Genomic DNA, 13418 nt, shown 5'->3' with positions numbered 1-13418 from the left:
GGCCGGCCCCCGGCACAGACGCAACGACCGTACCCGTACCGCTACAGTCCACGGCCCCCCGCCGGGAGGCGGAACCGTAGACTCACGGACGTGGATACGACCCTTCAGGACCCCATCGTCGGGCACATGCTCGACGGCCGCTATCGCGTCGACGCGCGCATCGCCGTCGGTGGCATGGCCACGGTCTACCGGGCCGTCGACACCCGGCTCGACCGGGTCCTCGCGCTCAAGGTGATGCACCCCGCGCTCGCGACGGACGCGACGTTCGTCGAGCGGTTCATCCGGGAGGCCAAGGCCGTTGCCCGGCTGGATCATCCGAATATCGTCGGGGTGTTCGACCAGGGCGCCGAGGGCGCGTACGTGTATCTGGCGATGGAGTACGTCGCGGGGTGCACGCTGCGCGACGTACTGCGGGAGCGGGGCGCACTTCAGCCGCGTGCGGCGCTGGACATTCTGGAGCCGGTGCTGGCCGCGCTGGGCGCCGCGCACCGGGCGGGGTTCGTGCACCGGGACATGAAGCCGGAGAACGTGCTGATCGGAGACGACGGCCGGGTCAAGGTCGCCGACTTCGGGCTGGTGCGGGCGGTGGGCGATGTGACGAACACCACCGGGTCGGTGCTGGGGACGGTGTCGTACCTCGCGCCGGAGCAGATCGAGCAGGGGACGTCGGACACCCGGGTCGACGTGTACGCGTGCGGGGTCGTGCTGCACGAGATGCTGACGGGGGCCAAGCCGCACACCGGGGACACCCCGGCGCAGGTGCTGTATCTGCATCTGAACGAGGACGTTCCGGCGCCGTCGAAGGCCGTGCCGGGGCTCGCCGCGGAGCTGGACGCGCTGGTCGCGGTGGCGACGGCGCGGAACCCGGAAGGGCGGCCGGAGGACGCGGTGGCGCTGCTGGCGCGGGCGCGGGCCGCGCGGGCCGCGCTGACGGACGCTCAGCTGGACGCCGTACCGCCGAAGGCGAAGCCGGAGCCCGGGCCCGGCGAGGGCAGGGGCGCGGGGACCGAGAGCCGTACGACGGTGATACCGCGGGTCCTGCCCGTCGAGGACCGGCCGGTGAACCGGACGAGCAGGCTGGAGACCGGGCCGCCGTCGCAGGACGGTCCTGGCCGGCGGGGCGGCGCCGGGCCGCGGATGCCGTGGATGCCGCGGCGCGGGATCGTCGCGGTGGTGCTCGGTGTGCTGCTGGCGCTCGGGCTCGGTACGGGGGTCTGGTACATCAACTCGGGCCAGTTCACGCGTGTGCCGTCGGTGCTCGGGAAGAGCGAGGCCGACGCGCGCCGGCGGCTCGCGGACGAGGGTCTCGACGCGAAGGTCACGGACGGCTTCAGCGACGCGTTCGAGCGGGGCACGGTGATGGCCACGGAGCCGGAGCCGCGCGCGCGGGTGCGGGGCAGCGGGCCGGTGACGCTGGTCGTCTCGCGGGGGCCGAAGACCGTGCGGGTGCCGGAGCTGGCGGGCAGGCCGCTGGCGGAGGCGCGGAGCCTGCTGAAGACGGAGGGGCTGGCGGCCGGGGTGGTCACCGAGGAGTTCAGCGACGAGGTCGCGCAGGGCTCGGTGGTCTCCTCGAAGCCGGCGGGCGGGTCCGACGTACGGCCCGATACGGGTGTGGCGCTGGTGGTCAGCAAGGGGGCCGCGATCGAGGTCCCGGAGGTCACCGGGGAGCCGCTGGCGGATGCCACGGCGCGGCTGGAGGAGGCGGGGCTGACGGTCAAGGTCGCCGCGGACCGGGTGAACTCGACGGTGGCGGAGGGTTCCGTGGCGGAGCAGTCGGCCGCGCGGGGGACCCGGCTGGCCAAGGGCGACACGGTCACGCTGACGGTGTCGAAGGGGCCGCGGATGGTCTCCGTACCGGATGTGACCGGGCAGAAGACGGCGGACGCCAGGAAGACACTGGAGGCCGCGGGCTTCGAGGTCAAGGAGGAGCGCAGCTTCCCGTTCCTGGGCGACACCATCGGCAAGCAGTCCGTGGCGGGCGGCGACACCGCGCCCGAGGGCAGCACGATCACCATCACGACCAAGGGACTCTGAGGCGATGCGCAACCCTGTCGGCGGCCATGTGCCCGTGGCCGGCGGGCTGGCGACGACCGGACTGGCGTACGCCCGTGAGCTGGGGGCCGAGGTCGTCCAGGTGTTCGTCGCCAATCCGCGGGGCTGGGCCACACCGGCCGGGAATCCGGCGCAGGACGAACGGTTCCGCGCGGAGTGCGCGGCGGAGGGGATCGCGGCGTACGTCCACGCCCCGTATCTGATCAACTTCGGTTCGCACACGGAGGCGACGGCCGAGAAGTCGGTGGAGTCCCTGCGGCACAGTCTGCGCAGGGCCCGCGAGATCGGCGCGCCGGGCGTGGTGGTGCACACCGGGTCGGCGACCGGCGGCCGGTCGCGGGAGGTGGCGCTGGCGCAGGTACGGGAGCTGGTGCTGCCGCTGCTGGACGAGCTGGACCACGCGGACGATCCGTTCCTGCTGCTGGAGTCGACGGCGGGCCAGGGCTCCTCGCTCTGCTCCCGGACGTGGGACTTCGGCCCGTACTTCGAGGCACTGGACGCGCATCCCAAGCTGGGCGTCTGTCTGGACACCTGCCACATCTTCGCCGCCGGGCACGACCTGACCGGTCCGCACGGTATGCGGCAGACGCTGGATCTGCTGGTGGAGACGGTCGGTGAGGGGCGGCTGAAGCTGATCCACGCCAATGACTCGAAGGACGTGGTGGGCGCGCACAAGGACCGGCACGAGAACATCGGCGCGGGCCATATCGGCGAGGAGCCGTTCCGGGAGCTGTTCCGCCATCCGGCGACGGCCGGCGTACCGCTGGTGATCGAGACGCCCGGCCACGGGGACGGGCACGCGTCGGACGTGGAGCGGCTGAAGAAGCTGCGCGGCTAGCAGGGGCCAGTGCCCCTCCCACACAGGCCCTAGAGTTCCGGGCCCTCGCCGGGGGCTTCCTGGTACGAGTAGCGCTGCTCGGCCCACGGGTCGCCGACGTTGTGGTAGCCGCGCTCCTCCCAGAAGCCGCGCCGGTCGGCGGTCATGTACTCCACGCCCCGGACCCATTTGGGTCCCTTCCAGGCGTACAGGTGCGGGACGACGAGCCGGACCGGGAATCCGTGTTCGGCGGTGAGCAGTTCACCGTCCTTGTGGGTGGCGAAGATCGTACGGTCGCCGGCGAAATCGTCGAGCCGGAGATTCGCGCTGAAGCCGTATTCGGCCCAGACCATCACATGGGTCACGTCGGGCGCGGGCGGCGCGAGTTCCAGGACCGTACGGGCGGGGACACCACCCCATTCGGCTCCGACCATGCTGAACTTCGTCACGCAGTGCAGATCGGCGACGACGGTGGAGAACGGCAGGGCCGAGAATTCTCCGTGATTCCAGCAGTGTTTGTCGCCGTCGGCGGTGGCTCCGAAGACGCGGAACTCCCAGCGTTCCGGCCGGAACTTCGGCACCGGACCGTAATGGGTGACCGGCCAGCCGCGCTGCAGTCGCTGCCCCGGTGGCAGCTCGGGCTGTTCCGGCTCCCGATGTTCCCGGCTCTCCGGCTGACCCATGTCTTCCATGGTGACAGACCGGCGGGGGTGGTCATGACCAGCCACGGGCCGATTCGGGCAACTCCTACTAAGCATGTACTTACTGGACGTCCCCTCGGCGTCGGTGCAAAGATGCGCGCATTCTGCCCCGACACCTTGCCCGAAAGGAGTCTCTGCGATGCAGGGCGACCCCGAGGTCATTGAATTTCTCAATGAGCAGCTGACTGCCGAACTCACCGCGATCAACCAGTACTTTCTCCACGCGAAGATGCAGGAGAACTTCGGCTGGACGAAGCTCGCCAAGTACACGCGCGCCGAATCCTTCGACGAGATGAAGCACGCCGAGCTGCTCACCGACCGGATTCTGTTCCTGGACGGGCTGCCCAACTATCAGCGGCTTTTCCATGTGCGCGTCGGCCAGACCGTCACCGAGATGTTCCAGGCCGACCGGCAGGTCGAGGTGGAGGCGATCGACCGGCTGAAGCGCGGCATCGACGTTATGCGCGTCAAGGGCGACCACACGTCCAAGGGGATCTTCGAAGCGATCCTGGAGGACGAGGAGCACCACATCGACTATCTCGACACGCAGCTGGAGCTGATCGAGAAGCTCGGGGAGCCGCTCTACATCGCACAGGTCATCGAGCAGCCCGACAGCTGACCTGCCGGTGACCCGTCGGGCGTCAGGCCGCCCTGGCCGCTTCGGGGAGGTCCTGTACGGCCGTCTCCGAGGCTGCCGCGAGCGTCTCGGAGAGCAGCTCGCGGCGCGGGCAGCCGCCGCGGCCAAGGAGCGACTGGATCCGGCGTACGCACGAACCGCAGTCGGTGCCGGCCTTGCTGGCGGAGGCGATCTGCCGGGGGGTGCACGCACCCGCAGCCGCGTGTTCCCTGACCTGTGTTTCGGTGATGCCGAAGCAGGAGCAGACGTACACGCGCGGTTCACCTCCCGGGCGGGGGTCGAGGTCGGAGTCTCCGAGGGCCGCTCCGGACCCTTCCGGTGAGGCTAACCTAACCTTACCCGTGACGAGCCCGGCGGAAAAGTCCCGGAAACGGCAGTGGGGTACGGATCACATCGATCCGTACCCCACCGGTGCACTCCGGGCGTCTACTGGTCGCGGTACATCTCCGCGACGAGGAAGGCCAGGTCCAGCGACTGGCTGCGGTTGAGGCGGGGGTCGCAGGCCGTCTCGTAGCGCTGGTGGAGATCGTCGACGAAGATCTCGTCGCCGCCGCCCACGCACTCGGTGACATCGTCGCCGGTCAGCTCGACGTGGATGCCGCCCGGGTGGGTGCCGAGGCCCTTGTGGACCTCGAAGAAGCCCTTGACCTCGTCGAGCACGTCGTCGAAGCGGCGGGTCTTGTGGCCGGAGGCCGCCTCGAAGGTGTTGCCGTGCATCGGGTCGGTCACCCACGCCACCGTGGCGCCGGCGGCCGTGACCTTCTCGACCAGCTCGGGGAGCTTGTCCCGTACCTTGTCGGCGCCCATCCGGACGATGAAGGTCAGCCGGCCGGGCTCGCGGTCGGGGTCGAGCCGGTCGATGTAGGTGAGCGCCTCGTCCACCGTCGTCGTCGGGCCGAGCTTGATCCCGATCGGGTTGCGGACCTTCGAGGCGAACTCGATGTGCGCGCCGTCCAGCTGCCGGGTGCGCTCACCGATCCAGAGCATGTGGCCCGAGACGTCGTACAGCTTGCCGGTCCGGGAGTCGACGCGGGTCAGCGCCGTCTCGTAGTCCAGCAGCAGAGCCTCGTGCGACGAGTAGAACTCGACGGTGCGGAACTCGGCCGGGTCGGTGCCCGCGGCCTTCATGAAGTTCAGGGCGTTGTCGATCTCGCGGGCGAGCTGCTCGTACCGCTGGCCCGACGGGGACGACTTCACGAAGTCCTGGTTCCAGGCGTGCACCTGGCGCAGGTCGGCGTAGCCGCCGGTGGTGAAGGCGCGGACGAGGTTGAGCGTCGCGGCGGACGCGTGGTACATCCGCTTGAGCCGCTCGGGGTCCGGGACGCGGTCCTTCTCGTTGAAGGCGAAGCCGTTGACGGAGTCACCGCGGTACGTCGGCAGGGTGACGCCGTCCCGGGTCTCGGTGCCCTTGGAGCGGGGCTTCGAGTACTGGCCGGCGATCCGGCCGACCTTCACCACGGGCACGGACGCCGCGTAGGTGAGGACGGCGCCCATCTGGAGCAGCGTCTTCAGCTTGTTCCGGATCTGGTCCGCGGAGACGGCGTCGAAGGCCTCGGCGCAGTCGCCGCCCTGGAGCAGGAACGCCTCGCCCTTCGCCACGGCCGCCATCCGGGACCGCAGCTGGTCGCACTCGCCCGCGAAGACGAGCGGAGGATAGGCCGCCAGTTCGGCCACGACCTCGCGCAGGGCCGCCGGGTCCGGATACTCCGGCTGCTGGGCAGCGGGCAGTTCCTGCCAGGACGGCACGTCGGTGGTGAGCTTCTCAGCGTTCACTGTCACGCGCCCCAGATTACGTGGTCGGCGCGGCGTTCATCCGCACGGACCACAGTGTGGAACGCGCGGCCGGTTCCGATGCGCTACAGTCCCGCTCATGTTCGCGCTTTCGAACCAGACCTGGTGGTGGCCCGCTCGTCCGGCGGCCCACTGAAATCGCGCGCGAACGTATCGCGAAGGCCGCCCGAGGGGCGGCCTTCAGTGTTTTCCGGGGCCGGGACACCGGCCGGGGAAGGCGGGCCGTTCCTCTCCTCTCCCGGAAGGAACACCCGCCCATGGCTCTCATCCCGATCACACCGGTCACCCCGGTCACACCGGTCACACCGCTCGGCCCTCCCCCGCCGCTCGCCGTACTCGTCGCCCGGCTGCTCGCCGACGACTGCCCGCCCTTCGCCCTGCTGCGCCGCCGCACCCCAGGCCGCGACCACGGGATCGTGGAGCTGCTGATCGGCTCCGTGCACGAGGCCGACCGGCTCGCCGACCTCCCTGACGGGGAGCGGACCGCGCTCGCGCTGGTGCCGTTCCGGCAGATCAGGGAGCGGGGCTTCGACGTACGGGACGACGGCACGCCGCTGGCCGTGCTGGTCGCGGACGAGACGTACGAGCTGCCCCTCGACGAGCTGTCCGGGCTGCTGCCCGCGCATGACGTACGGGTCGAGGACGGCGCCTTCGACCTCGACGACGACCGGTACGCGGATGTCGTACGGCGGGTCGTCGACGACGAGATCGGCCGGGGCGAGGGCGCGAACTTCGTGATCCGGCGGACCTTCGGGGGCCGGATCCCCGGCTTCGGACGGGCGGACGCGCTCGCGCTCTTCCGGCGGCTGCTCACGGGCGAGCGCGGCGCCTACTGGACGTTCCTGGTGCACACCGGCGCGCGCACGCTGGTCGGCGCCAGCCCCGAGGTGCATGTGCGGATGAGCGGCGGGACCGTCGTGATGAACCCGATCAGCGGCACCTTCCGCTATCCGCCGCAGGGGCCCGACACGGCCGGGCTGCTGGAGTTCCTCGGCGACCGCAAGGAGACCGACGAGCTGTCCATGGTGGTGGACGAGGAGCTGAAGATGATGTGCACGGTCGGTGACCGGGGCGGGGTGGTGATCGGCCCCCGGCTCAAGGAGATGGCCCATCTCGCCCACACCGAGTACGAGTTGCGCGGCCGGTCCTCGCTCGATGTGCGCGAGGTGCTCAGGGAGACGATGTTCGCGGCTACGGTCACGGGATCGCCGGTGCAGAACGCCTGCCGGGTCATCGAGCGCCACGAGTCGGGCGGGCGCGGCTACTACGGCGGCGCGCTCGCGCTCATCGGGCGGGACGCCGGCGGGGCGCAGACGCTCGACTCGCCCATCCTGATCCGTACGGCCGACATCGACGCCGACGGCGGGCTGCGGGTGCCGGTCGGCGCGACGCTCGTACGCCACTCGCGCCCGGAGAGCGAGGTGGCCGAGACACACGCCAAGGCGGCGGGCGTGCTGGCGGCGCTCGGGGTCGCCCCGGACCGGTCCCGTACGGAACCGGCGCGGCGGCGGCTCGCCAACGACCCCCGGGTACGGGCGGCGCTGGACGCGCGGCGGGCGGACCTCGCGCCGTTCTGGCTGCGGATGCGGGACGAGCGGCCGACCCTGGCGGGGCACGCCCTGGTGGTGGACGGGGAGGACACCTTCACCGCGATGCTCGCCCATCTGCTGCGCTCCTCGGGGCTGGAGGTGACGGTACGGCGCTACGACGAGCCGGGGCTGCGGGAGGCCGCGCTCGGTCACGAGGGGCCCGTGGTGCTCGGCCCGGGACCCGGTGACCCGGCGGACACCGCCGACCCGAAGATGCGGCTGCTGCGCGGGCTCACGGCCGAGCTGACCGGCGGCGCGGCCCCGCGCCGGGGCGGTCTGCTGGGCGTCTGCCTCGGCCACGAGCTGATCGCGGCGGAGCTGGGCCTCGCCACCGTACGCAAGCGGCTGCCGTACCAGGGCCTCCAGGCCCGGATCGGTCTCTTCGGCCGGACGGAGACCGTCGGCTTCTACAACAGCTTCACCGCGCGCTGCGACGACGCGTCGGCGGCGGAGCTGGCGGAGCGCGGGGTGACGGTGAGCCGGGACGCGTCGAGCGGCGAGGTGCACGCGCTGCGCGGCGCCGGATTCGCCTCGGTGCAGTTCCACCCGGAGTCCGTGCTGACGCTCAACGGCCCGGCGATCGTCACGGAGCTGCTGACGGGAGTGGGCGCGGGAGCCGGCGCCGGTACGGGGCGGGTCGCCGCGTCGGGCTGAGGGGTCCCGGCCTCCGGCCCGCCCCGTCCGCTCTCAGACGTCGTCCAGGCCGCGCTCGATCGCGTACCGCACCAGCTCGACGCGGTTGTGCAGCTGGAGCTTGCCCAGGGTGTTCTGCACATGGTTCTGCACGGTGCGGTGCGAGATGACCAGCCGTTCGGCGATCTGCTTGTACGACAGCCCCTTGGCGACCAGCCGCAGCACCTCGGTCTCCCGGTCGGTCAGCTGCGGCGCCTTGGGCTCGTCGGGCGCGGCCGGCGCCGGGTCGGAGGCCAGCCTGCGGTACTCGCCGAGGACCAGCCCGGCCAGTCCTGGGGTGAAGACCGCGTCACCGGCCGCCGTGCGGCGTACGGCGTCGGTCAGCTCCTCCGTACTGGCCGACTTGAGCAGATAGCCGGTGGCACCGGACTTGACCGCTTCGAGGACGTCGGCGTGCTCCCCGCTGGCGGAGAGCACCAGGACGCGCAGCCCCGGGAGCGAGCCGACCAGCTCCTTGCAGACCTGGACGCCCGGCATGCCGGGCAGGTTGAGGTCGAGGACCAGGACGGCCGGGGCGACCGCCCGTGCGCGGCGCACCGCCTGCGGGCCGTCCCCGGCCGTGGCGACGACCTCGAAGCCCGCCGCGTCCAGGTCGCGGGCGACGGCGTCCCGCCACATCGGGTGGTCGTCGACCACCATCACCCGGATCGGGCCGTGCGTGTCCGTCGTCGTCATGTCGCGCTCGCTCATCGGTCTCTCTTTCCCCGTCCCCGTGGAACTCTCAGTTCGACCTCGGTGCCCTGGCCCGGCACCGAGATCAGCTCGGCCGTCCCGCCGAGATCCCGCAGCCGGCCCCGGATCGAGAGGGCCACCCCGAGCCGGCCCTCGCCCTCGGCCTGCGCGAGCCGGCCCTCGGGGATGCCGGGGCCGTCGTCCCGTACGGTCACGATCACCTCGTCCGTCCAGTCCTCGACCAGGATCCAGGCGCGGGCGTCGGCACCCGCGTGTCTGCCGACATTGTCCAGCGCGGCACCGACAGCGGCGGCCAGTTCGTCCGCGGCGGCCCGGTCGAGCAGCACCGGAGCGCCGGGTTCCGCGAAGCTGACGCGGGGGCCGGCGTACGGCGTGAGCAGGGCGCGCAGATCGCACGGGCCTTCGTCGGGTGCGGCGTCCGGCGGCCCGGCGTCCGGCCGCTGCGTGCCCGGCCGTTCGGTGCCCCGCGGCACGCGGGGGGCGGGCACCGGGCCGCCGGTGACCAGGCTGCGCAGGGCGATCTCCTGCTCCCCCGCCATCCGGCCCAGCTCGGCGGCCTCGCCGCCCAGGGCCGTACCGCGCCGCTGCACCATCGCCAGCACCTGGAGCACGCTGTCGTGGATGTCGCGGGCCAGCCGTTCGCGCTCCCGCGTGGCCGCGTCGATCTCCAGGGCGCGGGCGAGGGTGGCCTCGATGGCGCGGGCGACCTCGACGACGTACCCGATGGCGATGGAGACGAACCACACCAGCAGCACGTTGTGGGCGGTGTCCCGGCTGGGGTGGCCGCGCTCGATGAGATTGGCGACCGCCACGAAGGTCGAGGCGAAAGCGGCCCAGCGCCAGCCGCCCTTGAGGGCGAACGCGAGGACCGAGCCGGCGGTCCATATCGACGGCAGGGTGGTGCCGTCGATGTTCCGGGCATCGAGATCGGCCAGCGGGGTCAGCAGAATGCCGGTGAGCGCGATGGTGAGGTCGGCGGCCAGGAAGCGGGTGGTGCAGCGGGCCGCGTTCGCCACCTTGGGCAGGGTGGCGATCGTCCAGACCGCCAGGAACGCGAGGAACACGATGGCGATCCAGGGGCGTTCGAAGCGATCTCGCCCCAGGACGAAGAGCAGGATCGCGTAGCCCATCGTCAGCAGCCGGTAGCCGGTCAGCGCCCGCCACAGCGGCAGCTCCACCGACATCCGTGCGGCAGGCTTGCTCTTCGCCATGTGCCCCCCTGTTGTTCCCGCCGCCGGCGGCGGTTCACTGGCCCTTCGGGTCCGCCGCCCTCGGGGTCGCGCCCTTGGCCGCGGTCGCCGCCTTCGCGTCCTCGGCGAGCTGGCGCTTCGCCGCGGTCGCGTAGATGTCGACGTACTCCTGGCCACCGAGCTTCATGATCTCGTACATGACCTCGTCGGTGATCGACCGCAGGATGAAGCGGTCACTCTCCATGCCCTGGTAGCGGCTGAAGTCCAGCGGCTTGCCGATCCGGATCCCCGGGCGCATCAGCTTGGGGAGCACCTTGCCGGGCGGCTGGATCTTCTCCGTGTTGATCATGGCGATGGGGATGACCGGCGCCCCGGAACCGAGCGCCACGCGCGCGAGGCCGCCGGGCTTGCCGCGGTAGAGGCGGCCGTCGGGCGAGCGGGTGCCCTCCGGGTAGATGCCGAAGAGTTCGCCGTTGGCCAGCACCTTGATGCCGCTCTGGATCGCGGCGTCACCCGCGCCGCGCGCGCCCGAGCGGTCCACCGGCAGCTGCCCGACGCCCTTGAAGAAGGCGGCGGTGAGCTTGCCCTTCACCCCTGGCGAGGTGAAGTACTCGGACTTGGCGATGAAGGTGACCTTGCGGTCGAGCACGGCCGGCAGGAAGAACGAGTCGGAGAAGGAGAGATGGTTGCTCGCGAGGATCGCCGGCCCCTCCGCGGGAATGTTCTCCAGTCCCTCCACCCAGGGCCGGAAGGCGAGTTTCAGGGACCCGCCGATGGAGAACTTCATTGCGCCGTAGATCAACTCGGGTGCCTCCTGTGTGCTGTCGGAGAGACCTTAACCCGTGGCCGCCCCGGGCTCCCCTTCATGGGTGTCCGACGGACCTGGTCGGTGTCGGTCCGGTCGCGTACGGTGAAGTACATCTTCCGAGACTCACGAACAGGAGACCCCGTGCCGGTCCTCCCCGGAGCCGAGCCGTACCGTCATGAGGGCGGCGAGGTCGGCGTCCTTCTCTGTCACGGATTCACCGGCTCCCCGCAGTCGCTGCGTCCCTGGGCCGAGTATCTGGCAGCGCGGGGTCTGACGGTCTCTCTGCCGCTGCTTCCCGGCCACGGCACCAGCTGGCGGGACATGGCGCTCACCGGCTGGCAGGACTGGTACGCGGAGGTGGACCGGGCGCTGCGGGAGCTGCTGGAGCGGTGCTCCCAGGTCTTCGTGGCCGGACTCTCGATGGGCGGCGCGCTGGCGCTGCGGCTCGCGTCGAAGCACGGGCGGGCGGTCAGCGGGGTCGTGGTGGTCAACCCCGGGATCAAGGTGCACGGCCTCGCGGCGCACGCGCTGCCGGTCGCCCGCCATCTGGTCCCGTCGACGAAGGGGATCGCGAGCGACATCGCCAAGAGCGGTGTCGCGGAGGTCGGTTACGACCGGGTGCCGCTGCACGCGGCCCATTCGCTGCGGAATTTCTTCCGGCTGGTGGACACGGGGCTGCCCCAGGTCACCCAGCCCCTGCTGCTGCTGCACAGCGCCGTCGACCATGTGGTGCCGCCGGCGGACTCGGCCCGGATCCTCGGCCGGGTCTCCTCGGTGGATGTCCGGGAGGTGGTGCTGGAACAGAGCTACCACGTCGCGACGTTGGACCATGACGCGGAGCGGATTTTCGACGAGAGTCTCGCGTTCATCGGCCGGCTCGCTCCGACTGTCGGCAAGAAGGGGAGCACCACCGGTGGCTGAACATGACGCGGACCGTGAGCCGCAGCCGATCGACGAGGACGCCGCCTGGGCGGCGATCGTCGCGGGGTACGGCGAGGAGCCGGCGGATCCGCCGGGCGCCAAGCCGTTCAAGTCCGTGGAGGATCTGGCGCTGCTGGAAGGCGACCGGAACCGTACGGGTACGGGGAAGGTCCCGGCCGTAGAGAAGGTGGTGGAGACCGGTCCGGACAAGGCGGCCGAGAAGCCCGCCGAGAAAGCCGCCGAACCGGTCGAGGCCCCGGAACCCGCAGCATCCGCCGGGCCGGTGGACGACGACATCCCCGGCGAGAAGGCGGCGGACGCCCCCGCCGCCGACGCCGCCGACGCCGGAAAGCCCGCGCTGGGCGGCTCCGTCGTCTTCGCGCCCGGCGTCGGCGGTCCGCGCGACTACCGGCTGGCCGAGCCCCGCGACGAGGACCTCGACGCGGGCGACGAGGGCCACTTCGTCCCGCCGGAGCCGCCGCCCCTGCCCGAGTCCGATGTGACCAGCCGGTTCGCCTGGCTCGCCGTCATCGGCGGGCCCGTACTGATGCTGGTGTCCGTCCTGCTCCAGTGGGACATGACGTGGTGGCTGACCACGATCTCCGTCGGCGGCTTCCTGGGCGGCTTCGCCACCCTGGTGGCCAGGATGAACGATGACGACGAGGAGAACGACGACCCGGGCCGCGGCGCGGTCGTCTGAGAGCGGCACTTTCAGGACACGGGCACACGCAGGGCGGCGAGGACCGGCAGATGGTCCGTCGCCGCCCTCAGATCGTCCTCGGTGACGCCGGGCAGCCCGCGCGGCACCCCGCAGCCGAGGACCTCGATCCCCTCCGTGACGAAGACTGCGTCGATGCGCTGACGCGGCTCGGCGGGCGTGGACGTGTACTCGTCGCCCCAGGGGCTGACCGCCCGGCAGTCCCGCAGCTCCCCGGCGAGCAGCCGGAAACTCCGGCCGGTGGGGCCCTCGTTGATGTCGCCGGCGGCGATGGCGTACGGCACGTCCAGGGCCGCCAGCCGGGCCGTCAGCGCCCGCGCCTGCGCGTACCGCTCGTCGGCCCGCAGGCTCAGATGGCAGCTGAGCAGCCCCAGCCGGGCGCCGCCGATCCGTACCACCGCCGTCGCGAAGCCGCGCCGGTGCAGGCCAGGGGTGTGGGGCAGCAGGATGTCCTCGGTGCGCTCGACGGTGGCGCGCAGCGAGCAGAGCAGCAGCGGGCCGGTCGCGGGGGCGCCGCCGCCGAGCACCACGAGACCGGTGTGCGCGGCCAGCCAGGCGGCGTGTTTGCGCCAGCGGAAGAACCGGGGCGCCTCCTGGACGAGGACGAGATCGGGCGCGCAGGCGCTGATCACCCGGGCCAGCGCCGCCCGGTCGTCGCGCATCGAGCGGATGTTGTAGCTGAGCACCCGGATCTGAGCAGAACCGTCCGGTGCGGTGCCGGATCCTGGCAGCGTGTCCATCGCCATGGGGACAACGTATCCGCGTACGGCCGCGACGGCAGCCGCCCGGCACGGCCGCGCCCGCCGTA

The 13418-nt window shown here is 71.7% G+C and carries 13 protein-coding genes; 6 read left to right on the top strand and 7 right to left on the bottom strand.

Annotation, left to right across the window (positions count from 1 at the left end; genetic code table 11):
• Window positions 1-90: 90 nt before the first annotated feature.
• Complete coding sequence (gene pknB, locus AB0389_RS17715) at window positions 91-2034, top strand: Stk1 family PASTA domain-containing Ser/Thr kinase (RefSeq protein WP_366396315.1); 1944 nt, start codon at window positions 91-93, stop codon at window positions 2032-2034.
• Window positions 2035-2038: 4 nt separating this feature from the next.
• Window positions 2039-2890: a deoxyribonuclease IV gene (locus tag AB0389_RS17710; RefSeq protein ID WP_366396314.1), complete on the top strand. Its 852-nt coding sequence runs from the start codon at window positions 2039-2041 to the stop codon at window positions 2888-2890.
• Window positions 2891-2919: 29 nt separating this feature from the next.
• Here AB0389_RS17710 and AB0389_RS17705 read toward each other — a convergent pair whose 3' ends face one another.
• Window positions 2920-3552 (bottom strand): sulfite oxidase-like oxidoreductase, encoded by a 633-nt coding sequence (locus AB0389_RS17705; protein WP_366396313.1) that lies wholly within the window; start codon window positions 3550-3552, stop codon window positions 2920-2922.
• A 157-nt stretch (window positions 3553-3709) separates the two neighbouring features.
• Between AB0389_RS17705 and bfr the strand changes: the two genes are divergently transcribed.
• Complete coding sequence (bfr, locus tag AB0389_RS17700; RefSeq protein ID WP_366396312.1) at window positions 3710-4189, top strand: bacterioferritin; 480 nt, start codon at window positions 3710-3712, stop codon at window positions 4187-4189.
• 22 nt (window positions 4190-4211) lie between these two features.
• Here the strand turns inward: bfr and AB0389_RS17695 are convergent, their stop codons facing one another.
• Window positions 4212-4460, bottom strand: coding sequence for a (2Fe-2S)-binding protein (locus AB0389_RS17695; RefSeq protein ID WP_366396311.1), 249 nt, complete (start codon window positions 4458-4460; stop codon window positions 4212-4214).
• 173 nt (window positions 4461-4633) lie between these two features.
• Entirely contained in the window at window positions 4634-5980 is a 1347-nt protein-coding gene (locus AB0389_RS17690; protein WP_366396374.1) for a class II 3-deoxy-7-phosphoheptulonate synthase, read from the bottom strand.
• A gap of 275 nt (window positions 5981-6255) precedes the next feature.
• On the opposite strand from AB0389_RS17690, the gene AB0389_RS17685 reads away from it, so the two are divergent.
• The gene (locus AB0389_RS17685) at window positions 6256-8241 is read left to right on the top strand and encodes an anthranilate synthase family protein (protein WP_366396310.1); all 1986 of its coding nucleotides are present in this window, start codon (window positions 6256-6258) and stop codon (window positions 8239-8241) included.
• Between the two features lie 33 nt (window positions 8242-8274).
• Here the strand turns inward: AB0389_RS17685 and AB0389_RS17680 are convergent, their stop codons facing one another.
• From AB0389_RS17680 to AB0389_RS17670, 3 genes are read right to left on the bottom strand one after another with little or no spacing between them, the layout of a single operon-like run.
• Window positions 8275-8955, bottom strand: a complete 681-nt coding sequence (locus AB0389_RS17680) for a response regulator transcription factor (protein ID WP_366396373.1) — start codon at window positions 8953-8955, stop codon at window positions 8275-8277.
• 11 nt (window positions 8956-8966) lie between these two features.
• The gene (locus AB0389_RS17675) at window positions 8967-10184 is read right to left on the bottom strand and encodes a DUF5931 domain-containing protein (RefSeq protein ID WP_366396309.1); all 1218 of its coding nucleotides are present in this window, start codon (window positions 10182-10184) and stop codon (window positions 8967-8969) included.
• 34 nt (window positions 10185-10218) lie between these two features.
• On the bottom strand, window positions 10219-10965 hold the full coding sequence (locus tag AB0389_RS17670) for a lysophospholipid acyltransferase family protein (protein WP_366396308.1): 747 nt from the start codon (window positions 10963-10965) through the stop codon (window positions 10219-10221).
• A gap of 147 nt (window positions 10966-11112) precedes the next feature.
• Here AB0389_RS17670 and AB0389_RS17665 point away from each other — a divergent pair, with 147 nt between their 5' ends.
• Together AB0389_RS17665 and AB0389_RS17660 are read left to right on the top strand one after the other, a co-directional pair.
• A complete protein-coding gene (locus tag AB0389_RS17665) occupies window positions 11113-11892 on the top strand; it encodes an alpha/beta fold hydrolase (RefSeq protein WP_366396307.1) in 780 nt (259 codons plus the stop codon).
• The gene (locus AB0389_RS17660) at window positions 11885-12592 is read left to right on the top strand and encodes a hypothetical protein (RefSeq protein WP_366396306.1); all 708 of its coding nucleotides are present in this window, start codon (window positions 11885-11887) and stop codon (window positions 12590-12592) included. Before AB0389_RS17665 ends, AB0389_RS17660 begins: the two co-directional genes overlap by 8 nt.
• An 11-nt stretch (window positions 12593-12603) precedes the next feature.
• Here the strand turns inward: AB0389_RS17660 and AB0389_RS17655 are convergent, their stop codons facing one another.
• Entirely contained in the window at window positions 12604-13356 is a 753-nt protein-coding gene (locus AB0389_RS17655) for an endonuclease/exonuclease/phosphatase family protein (RefSeq protein ID WP_366396305.1), read from the bottom strand.
• Window positions 13357-13418 lie beyond the last annotated feature (62 nt).

Source organism: Streptomyces sp. NPDC093109 (assembly GCF_040701725.1).
Lineage (GTDB): Bacteria > Actinomycetota > Actinomycetes > Streptomycetales > Streptomycetaceae > Streptomyces.
The sequence above is the reverse complement of the archived record's forward strand: the minus strand, read 5'-3'. Positions and strand labels throughout refer to the sequence as shown.